The sequence below is a fragment of the Lysinibacillus sp. RC46 genome (assembly GCF_041262385.1).
Taxonomy (GTDB): Bacteria; Bacillota; Bacilli; order Bacillales_A; family Planococcaceae; genus Lysinibacillus.
In genome coordinates, this window is the sequence record NZ_JBGCCF010000008.1 from 17,746 (window position 1) to 33,361 (window position 15,616).

23 protein-coding genes are annotated in these 15,616 nt (G+C 39.0%); all 23 read right to left on the minus strand.

Going from position 1 to position 15,616, the window contains the following annotated elements; all coding sequences use genetic code 11:
• Nucleotides 1-24: 24 nt before the first annotated feature.
• The 23 genes from rplF to tuf all read right to left on the minus strand — a co-directional run bounded on the left by rplF (nucleotide 25) and on the right by tuf (nucleotide 15,570).
• The gene (gene rplF, locus ABH966_RS09195; RefSeq protein ID WP_323648588.1) at nucleotides 25-564 is read right to left on the minus strand and encodes a 50S ribosomal protein L6; all 540 of its coding nucleotides are present in this window, start codon (nucleotides 562-564) and stop codon (nucleotides 25-27) included.
• 30 nt (nucleotides 565-594) lie between these two features.
• Nucleotides 595-993: a 30S ribosomal protein S8 gene (gene rpsH / locus ABH966_RS09200; protein ID WP_008181717.1), complete on the minus strand. Its 399-nt coding sequence runs from the start codon at nucleotides 991-993 to the stop codon at nucleotides 595-597.
• A gap of 29 nt (nucleotides 994-1,022) precedes the next feature.
• The gene (locus ABH966_RS09205; RefSeq protein ID WP_004233656.1) at nucleotides 1,023-1,208 is read right to left on the minus strand and encodes a type Z 30S ribosomal protein S14; all 186 of its coding nucleotides are present in this window, start codon (nucleotides 1,206-1,208) and stop codon (nucleotides 1,023-1,025) included.
• A gap of 22 nt (nucleotides 1,209-1,230) precedes the next feature.
• Nucleotides 1,231-1,770, minus strand: a complete 540-nt coding sequence (gene rplE / locus ABH966_RS09210) for a 50S ribosomal protein L5 (protein ID WP_004233654.1) — start codon at nucleotides 1,768-1,770, stop codon at nucleotides 1,231-1,233.
• Between the two features lie 27 nt (nucleotides 1,771-1,797).
• Entirely contained in the window at nucleotides 1,798-2,106 is a 309-nt protein-coding gene (gene rplX, locus ABH966_RS09215; protein WP_049662858.1) for a 50S ribosomal protein L24, read from the minus strand.
• Nucleotides 2,107-2,141: 35 nt separating this feature from the next.
• Nucleotides 2,142-2,510, minus strand: coding sequence for a 50S ribosomal protein L14 (gene rplN, locus ABH966_RS09220; protein WP_004233650.1), 369 nt, complete (start codon nucleotides 2,508-2,510; stop codon nucleotides 2,142-2,144).
• A 43-nt stretch (nucleotides 2,511-2,553) separates the two neighbouring features.
• Nucleotides 2,554-2,817, minus strand: a complete 264-nt coding sequence (gene rpsQ, locus ABH966_RS09225) for a 30S ribosomal protein S17 (RefSeq protein ID WP_053482810.1) — start codon at nucleotides 2,815-2,817, stop codon at nucleotides 2,554-2,556.
• An 18-nt stretch (nucleotides 2,818-2,835) separates the two neighbouring features.
• Complete coding sequence (gene rpmC, locus ABH966_RS09230; protein ID WP_049662852.1) at nucleotides 2,836-3,036, minus strand: 50S ribosomal protein L29; 201 nt, start codon at nucleotides 3,034-3,036, stop codon at nucleotides 2,836-2,838.
• Nucleotides 3,026-3,460 carry a 50S ribosomal protein L16 gene (gene rplP, locus ABH966_RS09235; protein WP_010860599.1) on the minus strand — a complete coding sequence of 145 codons (435 nt, stop codon included), beginning with the start codon at nucleotides 3,458-3,460 and terminating at the stop codon, nucleotides 3,026-3,028. The genes rpmC and rplP overlap by 11 nt, the downstream gene beginning before the upstream one ends.
• Nucleotide 3,461: 1 nt before the next feature.
• Nucleotides 3,462-4,115: a 30S ribosomal protein S3 gene (gene rpsC, locus ABH966_RS09240; protein WP_049662850.1), complete on the minus strand. Its 654-nt coding sequence runs from the start codon at nucleotides 4,113-4,115 to the stop codon at nucleotides 3,462-3,464.
• A 3-nt stretch (nucleotides 4,116-4,118) separates the two neighbouring features.
• Nucleotides 4,119-4,463: a 50S ribosomal protein L22 gene (gene rplV / locus ABH966_RS09245; RefSeq protein WP_004233639.1), complete on the minus strand. Its 345-nt coding sequence runs from the start codon at nucleotides 4,461-4,463 to the stop codon at nucleotides 4,119-4,121.
• 22 nt (nucleotides 4,464-4,485) lie between these two features.
• Nucleotides 4,486-4,764, minus strand: coding sequence for a 30S ribosomal protein S19 (rpsS, locus tag ABH966_RS09250; RefSeq protein ID WP_049662848.1), 279 nt, complete (start codon nucleotides 4,762-4,764; stop codon nucleotides 4,486-4,488).
• A 60-nt stretch (nucleotides 4,765-4,824) separates the two neighbouring features.
• Nucleotides 4,825-5,655 (minus strand): 50S ribosomal protein L2, encoded by an 831-nt coding sequence (gene rplB, locus ABH966_RS09255; RefSeq protein WP_036124661.1) that lies wholly within the window; start codon nucleotides 5,653-5,655, stop codon nucleotides 4,825-4,827.
• Between the two features lie 47 nt (nucleotides 5,656-5,702).
• Entirely contained in the window at nucleotides 5,703-5,987 is a 285-nt protein-coding gene (rplW, locus tag ABH966_RS09260) for a 50S ribosomal protein L23 (protein ID WP_053482811.1), read from the minus strand.
• Entirely contained in the window at nucleotides 5,987-6,610 is a 624-nt protein-coding gene (gene rplD / locus ABH966_RS09265) for a 50S ribosomal protein L4 (RefSeq protein WP_012296062.1), read from the minus strand. Before rplD ends, rplW begins: the two co-directional genes overlap by 1 nt.
• A gap of 26 nt (nucleotides 6,611-6,636) precedes the next feature.
• The gene (gene rplC, locus ABH966_RS09270; protein WP_370077722.1) at nucleotides 6,637-7,266 is read right to left on the minus strand and encodes a 50S ribosomal protein L3; all 630 of its coding nucleotides are present in this window, start codon (nucleotides 7,264-7,266) and stop codon (nucleotides 6,637-6,639) included.
• A 45-nt stretch (nucleotides 7,267-7,311) separates the two neighbouring features.
• On the minus strand, nucleotides 7,312-7,620 hold the full coding sequence (gene rpsJ / locus ABH966_RS09275) for a 30S ribosomal protein S10 (RefSeq protein WP_004233624.1): 309 nt from the start codon (nucleotides 7,618-7,620) through the stop codon (nucleotides 7,312-7,314).
• Between the two features lie 479 nt (nucleotides 7,621-8,099).
• Nucleotides 8,100-9,416, minus strand: coding sequence for a Na+/H+ antiporter family protein (locus ABH966_RS09280; protein WP_370077724.1), 1,317 nt, complete (start codon nucleotides 9,414-9,416; stop codon nucleotides 8,100-8,102).
• Between the two features lie 165 nt (nucleotides 9,417-9,581).
• Nucleotides 9,582-11,540: an FtsX-like permease family protein gene (locus ABH966_RS09285; RefSeq protein ID WP_370077726.1), complete on the minus strand. Its 1,959-nt coding sequence runs from the start codon at nucleotides 11,538-11,540 to the stop codon at nucleotides 9,582-9,584.
• The gene (locus ABH966_RS09290; protein ID WP_370077728.1) at nucleotides 11,530-12,291 is read right to left on the minus strand and encodes an ABC transporter ATP-binding protein; all 762 of its coding nucleotides are present in this window, start codon (nucleotides 12,289-12,291) and stop codon (nucleotides 11,530-11,532) included. The genes ABH966_RS09285 and ABH966_RS09290 overlap by 11 nt, the downstream gene beginning before the upstream one ends.
• A 96-nt stretch (nucleotides 12,292-12,387) precedes the next feature.
• Entirely contained in the window at nucleotides 12,388-13,404 is a 1,017-nt protein-coding gene (locus tag ABH966_RS09295) for a sensor histidine kinase (RefSeq protein WP_370077730.1), read from the minus strand.
• A 6-nt stretch (nucleotides 13,405-13,410) separates the two neighbouring features.
• The gene (locus tag ABH966_RS09300) at nucleotides 13,411-14,094 is read right to left on the minus strand and encodes a response regulator transcription factor (protein WP_370077965.1); all 684 of its coding nucleotides are present in this window, start codon (nucleotides 14,092-14,094) and stop codon (nucleotides 13,411-13,413) included.
• Nucleotides 14,095-14,382: 288 nt separating this feature from the next.
• On the minus strand, nucleotides 14,383-15,570 hold the full coding sequence (gene tuf / locus ABH966_RS09305; RefSeq protein WP_370077732.1) for an elongation factor Tu: 1,188 nt from the start codon (nucleotides 15,568-15,570) through the stop codon (nucleotides 14,383-14,385).
• Nucleotides 15,571-15,616 lie beyond the last annotated feature (46 nt).

Sequence of the window (15,616 nt, forward strand, 5' to 3'; positions counted from 1 at the left end):
CTCCTTTCTAATGCTTAAGCAGCATTATTTACCTGTTTTACCTTCTTTACGACGAACGTATTCGCCTTCATAACGGATCCCTTTACCTTTGTAAGGCTCTGGTGGACGCACGTCACGGATGTTAGATGCAAGAGCACCAACACGTTCTTTGCTGATACCTTTAACGATGATTTTAGTGTTTGAAGGAACTTCAACTTCTAGACCATCTTCAGGTGTGAACTCAACTGGATGTGAATAACCTACGTTAAGAACAAGTTTTTTACCTTGTAATTGCGCACGGTAACCAACACCGATAAGTTCTAATGATTTTTCGAAACCTGCAGAAACACCAGTAATCATGTTCGCTAATAGCGCACGAGTTGTACCGTGGTTTGTGCGGTGTTCTTTTGAGTCAGAAGGACGTGATACAGAGATTACGTTACCTTCTTGCTCAATTTTCATATCTTGGTGGAAAGAACGAACAAGTTCGCCTTTAGGACCTTTAACGGTAACTGAGTTGTCAGCTGCAACAGTAACAGTTACGTTAGCTGGTACCTCGATAATTTTTTTACCTACACGAGACATTTAGTTGCACCTCCATTCATTTATTGCTAATTACCAAACGTATGCTAGAACTTCGCCGCCAACTTGTTTAGCGCGAGCTTCTTTATCTGTTAATAAACCTTGTGAAGTTGACACTAAAGCGATACCAAGACCGTTCAGTACTTTAGGAACTTCATTTGTTTTTGCATATACTCGTAGACCAGGTTTAGAAATACGTTTTAAACCAGTGATAACGCGCTCGTTATCTTTACCGTATTTTAAGAAGATACGGATGATACCTTGTTTGTTGTCTTCCACGTATTCTACGTCACGTACGAAACCTTCACGCTTTAAAATTTCAGCGATTTCTTTTTTCACGTTGGAAGCTGGTACTTCTAACTTCTCGTGACGAACCATGTTCGCATTACGAATGCGAGTAAGCATATCTGCAATCGGATCAGTCATTGTCATTACATTTACCTCCTTCCCAAATTAGGGGATTACCAGCTGGCTTTTTTCACGCCAGGAATTTGTCCCTTATATGCAAGTTCTCGGAAACAAATACGGCAAAGTTTGAATTTGCGATATACAGAGTGTGGACGACCACAGCGTTCACAACGTGTATATTCTTGCACTTTAAACTTTTGCTTACGTTGTTGTTTAACGATCATAGATTTTTTAGCCACGTTTTCGCCCTCCTTGTTTAAATTACTTTTGGAACGGCATACCGAATTGTGTCAATAACTCGCGAGCTTCTTCATCAGAATTCGCTGTCGTTACGATCACGATGTCCATACCGCGTACTTTTGAAACTTTATCGTAATCGATTTCTGGGAAAATTAATTGCTCTTTAACACCTAAAGTGTAGTTACCGCGACCATCGAATGCTTTTTTAGAAACACCACGGAAGTCACGTACACGAGGTAGTGAAATTGAGATTAATTTGTCCAAGAATTCATACATACGCTCACCGCGTAATGTAACTTTTGCACCGATAGGCATACCTTCACGTAGACGGAAACCTGCAATCGATTTTTTTGCTTTAGTTACAACTGGTTTTTGACCAGTGATAATTGTTAATTCTTCTACAGCTGCGTCTAATGCTTTTGAGTTTTGAACTGCGTCACCAACACCCATGTTGATAACGATTTTCTCAACTTTCGGCAATTGCATAACTGATTTATATCCAAACTTGCTCATAAGAGCAGGAGAAACTTCATTTAAATATTTTTCTTTTAGGCGGCTCATTTGTGTACCTCCCTTCTTTTATAGAAATTAGTCGATTACTGCACCTGATTTTTTTGCAACACGAACTTTTTTACCGTTTTCGATTTTATAACCTACACGAGTCGGCTCGCCAGATTTAGGATCGATTAGCATTACGTTCGAAATGTGAATTGCAGCCTCTTGGCTTACAATACCACCTTGTGGATTCAATTGGTTAGGTTTTACGTGTTTTTTCACGATGTTCACACCTTCAACAAGAACGCGATCTTGTTTAGGGTAAGCAGCAAGAATAACGCCTTCTTTGCCTTTATCCTTACCAGTGATAACCTTAACCTTGTCACCTTTTTTTACATGCATGCTGTCGCACCTCCTTGATTGGCACTGTCATGAAATTAAAGAACTTCTGGAGCTAGAGAAACGATTTTCATGAAGTTGCTGTCACGTAATTCACGTGCAACAGGTCCGAAAATACGAGTTCCGCGTGGTGATTTATCATCACGAATAATTACACAAGCATTTTCATCAAATTTGATGTACGTACCATCTTTACGACGTACGCCTGATTTAGTACGAACGATAACAGCTTTAACAACGTCACCCTTCTTAACAACGCCACCTGGTGTTGCTTTCTTAACTGTACAAACAACGATATCACCGATGTTAGCAGTTTTACGGCCAGAGCCACCAAGGACTTTAATTGTAAGAACTTCACGTGCACCTGAGTTGTCAGCAACTTTCATACGACTTTCTTGTTGGATCACTTAGGTTACCTCCCTTCGGAAATTGGTTGTTCCGAAATAGTTATTAAATAATAACCGCTTTTTCTACAACTTCAACTAGACGGAAACGTTTAGTAGCTGATAGCGGGCGAGTTTCCATGATACGTACGATATCACCGATTTTCGCTGTGTTTAACTCATCATGAGCCTTAAACTTTTTTGAGTATTTTACACGTTTACCATAAAGCTTGTGCTTTTTGTGAGTTTCAACTAAAACAGAAATAGTTTTGTCCATTTTATCTGAAACAACGCGGCCCGTGTAAACTTTGCGTTGATTACGCTCAGTCATACTTGAAAACCTCCTTTATCAGTTATTTGCACTGATTTCTCTTTCACGAATAACAGTTTTCATACGCGCGATTGCTTTACGCACTTCACGAATACGAGCTGTGTTTTCTAATTGACCAGTCGCCAATTGGAAGCGAAGGTTGAAAAGCTCTTCTTTCAGTGATTTCACTTTCAATTCTAATTCAGAAGTGGCAAGGTCACGGATTTCATTAGCTTTCATTAGATTCACCACCAGTTTCTTGACGTTTTACGATCTTACATTTAACAGGAAGCTTATGTGATGCTAAACGAAGTGCTTCACGTGCGATCTCTTCAGATACACCAGCGATTTCGAACATTACTTTTCCTGGTTTTACTACTGCAACCCAACCTTCAGGAGAACCTTTACCAGAACCCATGCGGACTTCTAGAGGTTTTTTAGTGTAAGGTTTGTGCGGGAAGATTTTAATCCAAACTTTACCGCCACGTTTCATGTAACGAGTCATCGCGATACGTGCAGATTCGATTTGACGGTTAGTAATCCAGCTAGCTGTTTGAGCTTGTAAGCCCCATTCGCCGAAAGATACTTCTTTACCGCCTTTCGCTTCGCCACGCATGTTTCCGCGGTGTTCACGACGGTATTTTACGCGTTTAGGCAATAACATATTATTTGCCTCCTTCCACAGATTTCTTCGTAGGAAGAACTTCACCACGGTAGATCCATACTTTAACGCCTAATTTACCGTAAGTAGTGTCAGCTTCTGCGTGTGCATAGTCGATGTCAGCACGTAGAGTATGAAGTGGAACAGTTCCTTCACTATAGTGTTCAGCACGCGCGATATCAGCGCCACCTAAACGACCAGATACTTGTGTTTTAATTCCTTTTGCACCAGCACGAATTGTGCGTTGGATCGCTTGCTTTTGCGCACGACGGAATGATACACGGTTTTCTAATTGACGAGCGATGTTTTCAGCTACTAGACGAGCGTCAAGATCAGCACGTTTGATTTCGATAATGTTGATGTGTACACGTTTACCAGTTAAATCGCTAAGGTATTTACGAAGATTTTCAACTTCAGAACCACCTTTACCGATTACCATACCTGGTTTCGCAGTGTGAATTGTAATGTTTACACGGTTTGCAGCGCGTTCGATTTCTACTTTAGAAACAGAAGCGTCTTTAAGAGCCGTTTCAATATATTTACGCACTTTGATGTCTTCGTGAAGTAGAGTTGCATAGTCTTTTTCAGCGTACCATTTTGACTCCCAGTCACGAATAATACCAACGCGTAGTCCTATTGGATGTACTTTTTGACCCACGGATTAACCCTCCTTCTTCTCAGATACCACTAGCGTGATGTGGCTTGTGCGTTTGTTAATTGCGCTTGCACGTCCTTGTGCACGTGGACGGAAACGTTTTAATGTTGGACCTTCATCAACGAAAACTTCAGAAACTACTAAAGAGTTGATGTCAAGATCGTAGTTGTGTTCAGCGTTAGCAACTGCAGATTTTAATACTTTTTCAACGACTGGAGACGCCGCTTTTGGAGTATGACGTAAAATTGCAACTGCCTCACCAACTTGCTTGCCTCGGATTAAGTCTACAACTAGACGGACTTTACGAGGAGCAATGCGAACAGTACGAGCGATAGCTTTAGCTTGTGTCATTAGGATTTACCTCCTCTCAAAATTAGCGTCTTGTTTTCTTGTCGTCTGCACCGTGACCTTTGTAAGCGCGTGTCGGTGCGAACTCACCAAGTTTATGGCCTACCATATCTTCTGTTACGTATACAGGAACGTGTTTACGTCCATCATAAACAGCAATAGTTAAACCGATGAATGTCGGGAAAATTGTAGAACGGCGAGACCAAGTTTTAATAACTTGTTTTTTCTCAGAAGCCTCTTGCGCTTCCACTTTTTTCATTAAGTGGTCATCGACAAAAGGTCCTTTTTTCAAGCTGCGACCCATGTAGGAACCTCCCTCCGTGATTCCACCACGGCTCTCACATAGAACCGTAGTTTAACCACTTTATTTTTTACGACTACGGATGATGAATTTATCCGATTTGTTTTTCTTCTTGCGAGTTTTGTAACCAAGTGCTGGTTTACCCCAAGGAGTCATCGGTGATTTACGTCCGATTGGAGAACGTCCTTCACCACCGCCGTGTGGGTGATCGTTAGGGTTCATTACAGAACCACGAACTTCTGGGCGTTTACCTAACCAACGGCTACGACCTGCTTTACCGATGTGTACTAGTTCGTGTTGTTCGTTACCAACTTGACCGATTGTAGCGCGGCAAGTAGCTAACACTAAACGTACTTCACCAGATTGTAGACGAACGATTACGTATTTGTCTTCACGACCAAGTACTTGAGCAGAAGTACCTGCAGAACGTACTAATTGTCCACCTTTACCAGGTTTTAACTCGATGTTATGGATTGTAGTACCCATTGGAATGTTTGCTAATGGTAATGCGTTACCTACTTTAATATCAGCATCTGGACCAGATACGATTGTTTGACCAACCTCTAGACCTTTTGGTGCTAAGATGTAAGCTTTTGCTCCATCAGCGTAGTTGATTAATGCGATATTCGCAGAACGGTTTGGATCATATTCAATAGTAGCAACTTTAGCCGGAATGCCATCTTTTACACGTTTGAAATCGATAACACGGTATTGCTTCTTATGTCCACCGCCATGATGACGAACAGTGATTTTACCTTGGTTGTTACGACCAGCTTTGCGTTTAGTTGGTTCAAGCAATGATTTCTCAGGCTTGTTAGTTGTAATTTCCGCAAAGTCTAAAGACGTCATATTACGACGACCATTAGAGGTAGGTTTATACTTTTTAATCGCCATTGTGTTTCCCTCCTTCTTGATTGTTCAAATCATAAATCCATAAAGGATTACATTTCGAATAATTCGATTTCTTTGCTATCAGCAGTTAATTTAACAATCGCTTTACGACGTTTGTTAGTGTAACCACCGTAACGGCCTACGCGTTTGAATTTACCTTTGTAGTTAAGAACGTTTACTTTCTCAACTGTTACACCAAAGATTTCTTCTACAGCGTCTTTTACTTGAGTTTTGTTAGCGCGAGTGTCTACTTCGAAAGTATACTTTTTCTCTGCCATAAGTTCTGAAGAACGCTCAGTAATGACCGGACGTTTTAAAATATCACGTGCTTCCATTATCCAAGCACCTCCTCAACTTTTTCTACTGCAGATTTTGTGAATACAACTTTTTCATGACCTAATAGATCAAGAACGTTGATTCCATTTGCAGTTAAAACTGTTACACCAGGGATGTTACGAGCAGATAATGCTACGTTTTCATCTAGGTCAGCAGTTACGAATAAAGATTTTTTCTCTAAAGAAAGATCTTTAAGAATTTTTGTGAATTCTTTTGTTTTTGGTGCTGCTAATGTAAGAGCATCAAGAACTAAGAAGTTTTGTTCTACTACTTTAGCTGATAAAGCTGATTTAAGAGCTAAGCGGCGAACTTTTTTCGGTAATTTATAAGAGTAGCTACGTGGAGTTGGACCGAATACGATACCACCACCGCGCCATTGTGGAGAACGGATAGAACCTTGACGAGCACGACCAGTTCCTTTTTGACGCCATGGTTTACGACCACCACCAGCAACTTCAGAACGGTTTTTAACCTTGTGATTACCTTGACGAAGAGAAGCACGTTGAGCTACTACAGCGTCGAATAATACTGCTTCATTTGGCTCGATTCCAAAAATCGCATCGTTTAATTCGATTTCACCAACTGAAGCACCTGTTTGACTAAGTACAGATACTTTTGTCATTCCTGTTTCCTCCTTTCCTTAGGTGATTACTTAGCTTTAATTGCAGTTTTAACTGTAACTAGAGCTTTTTTAGAACCAGGAACATTACCTTTAACAAGTAGTAAGTTACGTTCCGCATCAACTTTCACGATTTCTAAGTTTTGGATTGTAACTACAGTGCCACCCATTTGACCAGGTAATTTCTTTTGTTTGAATACGCGGTTCGGAGCAACTGGACCCATTGAACCAGGACGACGGTGGTAACGAGAACCGTGGGCCATAGGACCACGAGATTGACCATGGCGTTTAATTACACCTTGGAAACCTTTACCTTTAGTAACACCTGTTACATCAATTACATCGCCTTCTGCGAAAATTTCTACTTTGACTTCTTGACCAACTTCGTATTCTCCAACGTTTACGTTGCGGAATTCACGGATGAAGCGCTTAGGAGCAGTGTTCGCTTTTGCTACGTGACCTTGTTCTGGTTTGTTAGAAAGCTTAACACGCTTGTCTTCAAAACCAACTTGGATAGCTTCGTAGCCGTCTGTTTCAACAGTTTTCTTTTGAAGTACTACGTTTGGAGCAGCCTCGATAACTGTTACCGGGATTAAATCGCCGTTTTCAGCGAAAACTTGTGTCATACCAATTTTTCTACCTAAGATTCCTTTAGTCATTTGTCACACCTCCTGTAAGTTTTAAAAAAGTTATATTTTTTACCATTAAAGTTTGATTTCGATATCAACGCCAGATGGTAAATCAAGTTTCATTAACGCATCAACAGTTTGTGGTGTTGGGTTAACGATATCGATCAGACGTTTATGCGTACGCATTTCGAATTGTTCACGAGAATCTTTATACTTGTGAACAGCACGAAGAATTGTGTACACAGACTTCTCAGTTGGAAGTGGAATCGGACCTGATACACTTGCACCTGAACGTTTTGCAGTTTCCACAATTTTCTCAGCAGATTGATCTAAAATACGGTGATCATACGCTTTTAAACGAATACGAATCTTTTGTTTTGCCATTATTTTCCCTCCTTCTCGCCTATTTTCTAGACATTCTCCACGAAAATTTTCCCACACACCGCCATGGCAAAGCGGCCGGGTGTGTCGGCAACCTCTCGTTTCATCGCAGTCAAAGACCAACATTCAACATTATACACAATAAAAAAAGAATAAGCAAGGCTTTTCGCTAAATTCTTTTAAATGTTGCAGATATTCTTACTACTAATATTTCTCGCTTATCTAAGCCGTTTACTAGTATATAAAATTCCCATGAACATTGCAACACATAAGGTTGTTATATCAACGTTTTCGAATATTTCTAACAATAATCAGCTGCAAGAACGTGTTCGCTAAAGCACTGGTGAACTCAATTTGTAGATGATGCACTTTATCCTAGACGAAAACGATGCACTTAATTATGCCACCATTAAGAATCTATAATTTCATAATGACAATAAAAAAAGCAGCCTCTAATAGTTAGAAACTGCTCTTTCTATTACTTATAAGAAAAACACACATGCAATCCAGCCAAATATAATAAGTGGGATGTTAATAAAAATAAATGTTGGCACACATGTATCCCAAATGTGATTATGCTGTCCATCTACATTTAAACCCGCAGTTGGTCCAAGAGTAGAATCTGAAGCAGGAGAGCCTGCATCACCTAAAGCACCTGCTGTACCTATTAGACAAATAATCGCCAAAGGACTCATTCCTAACCCTTGTGCAAGAGGAACAAATAAGGTCGCGATGATAGGTACCGTCGCAAAGGAAGATCCGATTCCCATCGTCACAATTAAACCAATGACCAACATAATCAATATAGCTAGACTCTTATTTCCTTGAAGAATTGTTAAAGAGTTTAAAATTAAGCTATCTACATGACCCGTAGCGTTAATAACAGATGCAAAACCATTTGCAGCGATCATAACAAAACCAATAAAGGCCATCATCTTCATTCCCTCTGAAAGAATCTCATCTGCCTCTTTCCATTTAAGGGCACCAGTAAAATACATCATCATAATTCCTGCAAAAGCACCTACAATCATCGAACCTGTATAAATTTGTGCACCTAGAGAGACAATTAAAGCCACAGTCGTAGAAAAAATAACGAACTTACTGACATGAACATTTAAAGATTCTGTCTCAATATCATTGTTTTGATATTGTCGAGGTTTTCGATATACGAAAAAGGCTACACATAATCCAATTAACATCCCCAGAACGGGTATAGCCATCGCTACTGGTACATCACGTGAAGATGCTTCCATACCTGCCTTGGTTACTTGAGTAGAAACGATATCTTGGAAAATTGCTCCGAAGCCAGCAGGTACGAAACTATACGTCCCTATTAAACCAACAGCAATTAATGTAGCGATAATTCGTCGGTCTACCTCTAGCATATTTAATACCTTTAAAATCGGAGGGATCAATAGTGGGATAAAGGCTATATGAATTGGAATTGCGTTTTGTGAGAAAATAGACATCATAAAGATCAGTAGGAAAATTAAAACCTTCATTAAACCTTTTCGATTACTTGTACCGTTTTTATTTAATATCTTTAAAATCCCTGCAATCATTAATTCAGGAATTCCTGTTTTTGAAATGGCGATAGCAAAACCACCAAGCAACCCATAGCTTAAAGCAATAGTTGCCCCTGCTCCTAATCCTTCTGTAAATGATTTTACAGTTGCTTCAATGCCCATGCCACTTGTTAGACCTCCCGCAAAGGCCCCCAACACAAGAGAAAGAACAACATTGATACGGAGCAAGCTTAATATTAACATGACAGCTACTGCCACAATTACTGCGTTCATTTCAACACTTCACTTTCGTACACTAGATTACTAATACGTTAAACTTTAACCGTCTAATAATTGAAAGTCAAGATATTTTTATGCCCCTATAATAATCTTCCTAATTTAAACGACAAAAAAACAGTATGATCTTAAATAATCATACTGCTTTTAGGTTTCTTCCTATTATAATGATTCACGAATGACTTTTTTATAATAGCCAACGGAAAGTATAGCGAAGATAGCGTATAACGCTATATAGCAGCTCATAGCAATCCACAATGGCGCAGTTAACTCTGAGCCGAATAAAAACCAGCCCGACTTTACAGCAAAGTAACTATGGAGCAGCCCTATTATTAATGGAACACCAAAATTAAAAGCTTGTTTCATATATATGCCTTTCATAATATCTTTTTCAGCAAAGCCAATCTTTCTTAATATCGTATAAGAACCTCGCTCCTCTTCAGCCTCAGACATTTGTTTAAAGTATAAAATACTACCTGTTGTCATTAAAAACGCTAAGCCTAAAAATGCTACTGTAAATATCGTTATTCCTAACGTTTCGATATTCACCTTACGCTCTTCTTCATAGGATTGTATAAAGTTTTCGCCATTTGATTGCATATATAATTTCTCTGCTAGAGCTAAATCACTTTTATTCTTTAGATTTATAGTAGTTTGATTTTGCCACATATCAGGTACATCATGAGCAGCTAACTTTTCAAACAGTGCATCTGGAACTACAAAAATTGGCCCCCCCGGCCCAGAAGTCACAGTACCACTTATAATACTTTCATCTCGAACCTCTTTAACATGAAGCGTTTCTTCCTTAGTCCCCTCTGGACCTCTTGGTGTGACAACTACATCACGATCCTTTTCAAGCGGAAACATCTCTGCCATATAACCACCATAGTTTGTTAATATAACATCATTATCCGAAACGGAAGCTTCAGGAACTAATTGTTGATAATCAGAAAGTGGAATTGTATAAATGATTCCATCTAAACCAAAAAGGGGATTATCCTCATTTTGCTGACTATCAGATAATAATTGTGTAAACGAAGCTGAAACGCTCTGTAATCGGTAATCTCTTTTATCAAAAGCAATATTATTTTCTTCTAGCTTCTTTAAAAATTCCTGGCCCTTATCTTCAAGTAATACATAATCACCAGGCACTTGGCTATATGCCGACGATTCTGATGAATAATACGAAATATATGCTAAAGTTGTAAGCCCAAGTGAAAAACCCGTTAAAACCGTAATAAGCGTTAAGGATTTCGCATTGCCTTTCATACGATGCATAATCGGTGTTAATGCTAATACATCACGGACAGTTAAATGTCCATTTTTCTTAAGACGAATTGAATTTATAATAAATGCTACAGAGAAACGGAAAACAAGGAATGTTCCACCAATGGTAGTTGTTAAAATAATAATCATATTAAGCGTTAAATTACCCTGAGAGTTAATATCGAAAAGCTTCGTTGATGCATAGTAGCCATATGCAATAAATACAAGTCCTAAAAAACCAATAACCATTTGTAATGGGTTGAAACGCTTTACGCGCTCATCGGCTTGCTTGGAAGCACTGAATAATGATAGTAATGATACGCGATAAATCATCCAAGCCATTTGCACAAGTACAATTACTAGCAGAATGGCAAATACTACGATAGACTGCTGTAATGCCTCTGTACTAAATGTCATCGTCACAAGCGCCTCTTTTTCGAGTACCCGCAGTAATATCATTGCAAATAAGCGCGAACTAAAGAACCCTGCAAGCATCCCTAAAACGATTGCTCCTACAAATAAGAGGATACTTTCTACCGCTAATAAGCGTACGATGAGCCCCTTTGTCATCCCTATTAGCTGATACAAGCCTATTTCCTTACTGCGACGCTTCATAAATAGATGGTTGGCATATAGGACGAAAAACAAGACAATAAAGTACAGCATATAGGTTGCCGCAGCAAATCCCGCTTTGGCGGTACCGCTCTTGTCTACTGTAGCCAACACTTCAGCATTATTTTGCAATGTCACAAAAGAAAAATATAAAGTAACACTAAAAATAAGTGCGAAAAAATATAAATAATAATGCTTCATATTTTTCTTCATACTGCGTAGTACGAGTTTACTAAGACTCATAGCCGTCACCGCCTAGCACACTTTGCGTATGCATGATCTCTTGAAAAAATGCTTGTCTCGTTTTATCTCCTTTATATAGCTCACTATAAATAAGCCCGTCCTTCAAAAATAAAACACGTGTACAAAAACTCGCTGCTACTGCATCATGCGTAACCATCATAATCGTTGCTTTTTTTGACTCATTAATACTTTGTAGATTTTTTAAAAGTGCAGTAGCTGATTTTGAATCAAGTGCGCCTGTAGGTTCATCAGCAAATACAAGCGAAGGATTTGTAATTAGTGCCCGAGCCGCTGATGTACGTTGCTTTTGACCACCTGATATTTCGTTTGGATATTTATTTAAAATCTCAGCAATACCTAATAAATGTGTAAGCTCCTTTACACGGCTCTCTGCAACAGCCTTTGGTAGCCTCCCAATAGCTAATGGTAGTAAAATATTTTCTTTCACCGTTAGTGTATCTAATAAATTATAATCTTGGAAAATGAATCCCAATTGTTCACGACGGAAATTAGCTAACGCCTTCTCCTTCATACCACGTAAGTTTTGACCATTTATTTCAATAACACCTTCAGTTGCAAAGTCAATTGAACACAGAACATTTAAGAGTGTTGTCTTCCCAGAGCCTGAAGGTCCCATAATGCCAACAAATTCACCTTGATTCACTTCTACATCAATACCCTTTAACACCTCTTGGGCTGTTGATTTTTTACCATATACTTTTTTTACTTTACGACCAATTAAAACCGCCACTTGTAAACGCCCCTTTCTATAGTTCAAGTGTACCCTGTCTATGTCGTTAATTCGTGCGTTTTACATGACAATATAAAAAGGTAGGTGACAATTTCGTCATCTACCTGTTAGTTTGACATATTCATTTTGCAATGGAAAACGCAATGTAAATATCGAGCCTTCACCAACACTGGATTGAACAGTAATACGAACACCGATTTTCTGCGCCACATTATAGGCTAAATATAAGCCCATACCTGTCGATTGTGCTGATTCTCTTCCGGCTGTCCCAGTATACGATTTATAAAAAATTCGAGGTAGATCCTCCTTACGAATGCCAACACCTGCATCTTTTATATGTAGTAGTGTTGCTCCAGTTACATCTACTTCCGTAAAAATCGATACCTCTGAGTTTGTAGGACTATATTTAATGGCATTAGACAGAATTTGTCGGATTATAAAGGCTAACCATTTACCATCCGTCATCACTGCCTCTGTTAACTCTGCAACATCGAAACCAATACCTTTTTCAATACACCATGCCTGCATAGCTCTTATTTCCTTATAGACCACAGTTCTTAACTCGACCTCTGACATATAATTATCTTTTTCAATAGAAGCTAAACGTGTTTGGTGCAGCTGCTGATCAACTAATAAATGTAGTCTTAACCACTCAGTCTCCAATTTACGACGTAGTGTCAAATCTTCTACGTGATCCAGCATTAAATTAATTGAAGTCAAAGGTGCCTTTACTTCATGAACCCACGCTAGGAGTTCATCCGAATATTCCTGCAGCTGTACCTTCGCTTGATTTAACTCTGTGTTCTTGTCGTAAAAAACATCTTCAATTTTCGTCAGGTATGCTGTTTGAAAAGGTGATAACGACATACTATTGCTATGCACATCATCGAGTTGACTTTCCACATTTCCCAGGAAATCCTTTAGCTGCCTTACTTCTAGTATATATCGCCAAATAAGAAAGACCATAAAACTAATAAGCACACTAACATTCATATACCAAATAGATATTCCCTCTAATCCAGCGTCTAAAGAAAATAAAACATTGATCATAACGATGATAAAAGCGAAAAAGCCTATCCAAGCGAGCCGTTCTCTTAAAAATAGAATTAGCATTGTCACTCACGTCCCTTGTGTTACAGCCATATAACCAAGTCCCTTTTTAGTTAAAATCGCTTCTTGTAAACCTATATCCTCTAGCTTAGTGCGTAATCGATTAACATTTACCGACAATGTATTATCATTGACAAAGCGCTCATCATCCCATAACTTTCTCATTAAATCATCTCTAGAAACTATTTGATCGGCCTTCTCCACTAAAATGCGTAAAATAAAGAGTTCATTTTTTGTTAGCGAAGCAAGGTTACCTCCATACATAATTTCACTGCGTGCATAGTCAATAACTGCACCATTAAACCGTGTGACATCCATGGATTCTTCTATATAATCATATGTACGGCGTAAAATAGCTTGTACCTTTGCTAGTAATACTTCCATATGGAAAGGCTTTTGTACAAAGTCATCCGCACCCATTTGCATTGCCATAACCATATCCATTGGGTGGTCTCGTGAAGATAAAAAGAGAATTGGCACCTTTGAGATATGACGTATTTCACGACACCAATGAAAGCCATCATAGGCTGGAAGCTGAATGTCAATCAATACAAGCTGCGGCTTTTGTTCAATAAAATCATCCATTACCTTTTGAAAGTCTTTAGGACCTACAACTTGGAGTGACCATTGTGCAAAACGTGTCTGAATCATTTCGAAAATTGATGGATCGTCTTCAATCAGCAATATTTTCATCTCCATTTGCAAATTCTCCTTTCATGAAATGTTTATATGTATTAAATAAGCTCATCGTCATAACCTGAGGCTGATTTCCGTTCCGACTGGGGCGTCCGATGGTATTAGCTTTCATCTCTAGCGGTGTAAAAAACGCTATTTGTATTTTTTCGGTATTTCACCCATTATGTATACATAAAATAATCTAATTCAACTAAGATTACCAAATATTCTTTACATATTTTAACACAAAAAAACCAATCTGTAAGCGTCCCTACAGATTGGTTTGAAAATTAGCTTGCGCTAAAATTATTTTTGGATAGAAGCAACTACGCCAGCGCCTACAGTACGGCCACCCTCACGGATAGAGAATTTAGTACCTTCTTCAAGAGCGATTGGAGCGATAAGTTCTACTGTCATTTCGATGTTATCGCCAGGCATTACCATTTCAACGCCTTCTGGTAAGTTACAGATACCTGTTACGTCAGTTGTACGGAAGTAGAACTGAGGACGGTAGTTAGAGAAGAATGGAGTATGACGGCCACCCTCTTCTTTTGATAAAACATAAACTTCAGCTTTGAAGTTAGTGTGTGGAGTGATTGAGCCTGGTTTAGCTAATACTTGACCACGTTGGATTTCTTCACGAGCTACACCACGAAGTAAAGCACCGATGTTGTCACCAGCTTCAGCGTAGTCTAATAATTTACGGAACATTTCTACACCAGTTACAGTAGTAGATTTAGCTTCTTCAGTGATACCGATGATTTCAATTACGTCACCAACTTTAACTTGACCACGTTCAACACGGCCAGTTGCAACTGTACCACGACCAGTGATAGAGAATACGTCCTCTACTGGCATCATGAATGGTTTGTCAGTTTGACGTTCTGGAGTTGGGATGTAAGAATCTACAGCGTCCATTAATTCAACGATTTTTTCTTCCCATTCTGCTTCGCCTTCAAGAGCTTTAAGAGCAGAACCTTTGATTACAGGAAGATCGTCACCTGGGAAGTCATATTCAGAAAGTAGGTCACGGATTTCCATTTCTACTAATTCTAATAATTCTTCGTCGTCTACCATATCACATTTGTTCATGAATACTACTAAGTAAGGAACACCTACTTGACGAGATAAAAGGATGTGTTCACGAGTTTGTGGCATTGGGCCATCAGCAGCAGATACTACTAAGATACCGCCGTCCATTTGTGCAGCACCAGTGATCATGTTTTTAACATAGTCAGCGTGTCCTGGGCAGTCAACGTGTGCATAGTGACGAGTATCAGTTTCATATTCTACGTGAGAAGTATTGATTGTAATACCACGTTCTTTTTCTTCTGGAGCGTTATCGATATCAGCGTATGATTTAGCTTCCCCACCCATTTTTTTAGAAAGAACTGTTGCGATAGCAGCAGTTAAAGTAGTTTTACCATGGTCAACGTGTCCGATTGTACCAATGTTAGCATGCGTTTTTGAACGGTCGAATTTTTCTTTAGCCATTAGAGATTGCCTCCTCAAAATTATATGTTTTAATTTTAAAATTTAT

Bases quoted from the DNA above. Each gene is read 5' to 3' on its own strand.
- rplF (WP_323648588.1), bottom strand. From the start codon at position 564: ATGTCTCGTGTAGGTAAAAAAATTATCGAGGTACCAGCTAACGTAACT.
- rpsH (WP_008181717.1), bottom strand. From the start codon at position 993: ATGACAATGACTGATCCGATTGCAGATATGCTTACTCGCATTCGTAAT.
- rplE (WP_004233654.1), bottom strand. From the start codon at position 1,770: ATGAGCCGCCTAAAAGAAAAATATTTAAATGAAGTTTCTCCTGCTCTT.
- rplX (WP_049662858.1), bottom strand. From the start codon at position 2,106: ATGCATGTAAAAAAAGGTGACAAGGTTAAGGTTATCACTGGTAAGGAT.
- rpsQ (WP_053482810.1), bottom strand. From the start codon at position 2,817: ATGACTGAGCGTAATCAACGCAAAGTTTACACGGGCCGCGTTGTTTCA.
- rpmC (WP_049662852.1), bottom strand. From the start codon at position 3,036: ATGAAAGCTAATGAAATCCGTGACCTTGCCACTTCTGAATTAGAATTG.
- rplP (WP_010860599.1), bottom strand. From the start codon at position 3,460: ATGTTATTGCCTAAACGCGTAAAATACCGTCGTGAACACCGCGGAAAC.
- rplV (WP_004233639.1), bottom strand. From the start codon at position 4,463: ATGACACAAGCTAAAGCTATCGCTCGTACTGTTCGCATTGCTCCTCGT.
- rpsS (WP_049662848.1), bottom strand. From the start codon at position 4,764: ATGGGTCGCAGCTTGAAAAAAGGACCTTTTGTCGATGACCACTTAATG.
- rplB (WP_036124661.1), bottom strand. From the start codon at position 5,655: ATGGCGATTAAAAAGTATAAACCTACCTCTAATGGTCGTCGTAATATG.
- rplW (WP_053482811.1), bottom strand. From the start codon at position 5,987: ATGGAAGCACGTGATATTTTAAAACGTCCGGTCATTACTGAGCGTTCT.
- rplD (WP_012296062.1), bottom strand. From the start codon at position 6,610: ATGACAAAAGTATCTGTACTTAGTCAAACAGGTGCTTCAGTTGGTGAA.
- rplC (WP_370077722.1), bottom strand. From the start codon at position 7,266: ATGACTAAAGGAATCTTAGGTAGAAAAATTGGTATGACACAAGTTTTC.
- rpsJ (WP_004233624.1), bottom strand. From the start codon at position 7,620: ATGGCAAAACAAAAGATTCGTATTCGTTTAAAAGCGTATGATCACCGT.
- ABH966_RS09280 (WP_370077724.1), bottom strand. From the start codon at position 9,416: ATGAACGCAGTAATTGTGGCAGTAGCTGTCATGTTAATATTAAGCTTG.
- ABH966_RS09285 (WP_370077726.1), bottom strand. From the start codon at position 11,540: ATGAGTCTTAGTAAACTCGTACTACGCAGTATGAAGAAAAATATGAAG.
- ABH966_RS09295 (WP_370077730.1), bottom strand. From the start codon at position 13,404: ATGCTAATTCTATTTTTAAGAGAACGGCTCGCTTGGATAGGCTTTTTC.
- ABH966_RS09300 (WP_370077965.1), bottom strand. From the start codon at position 14,094: ATGAAAATATTGCTGATTGAAGACGATCCATCAATTTTCGAAATGATT.
- tuf (WP_370077732.1), bottom strand. From the start codon at position 15,570: ATGGCTAAAGAAAAATTCGACCGTTCAAAAACGCATGCTAACATTGGT.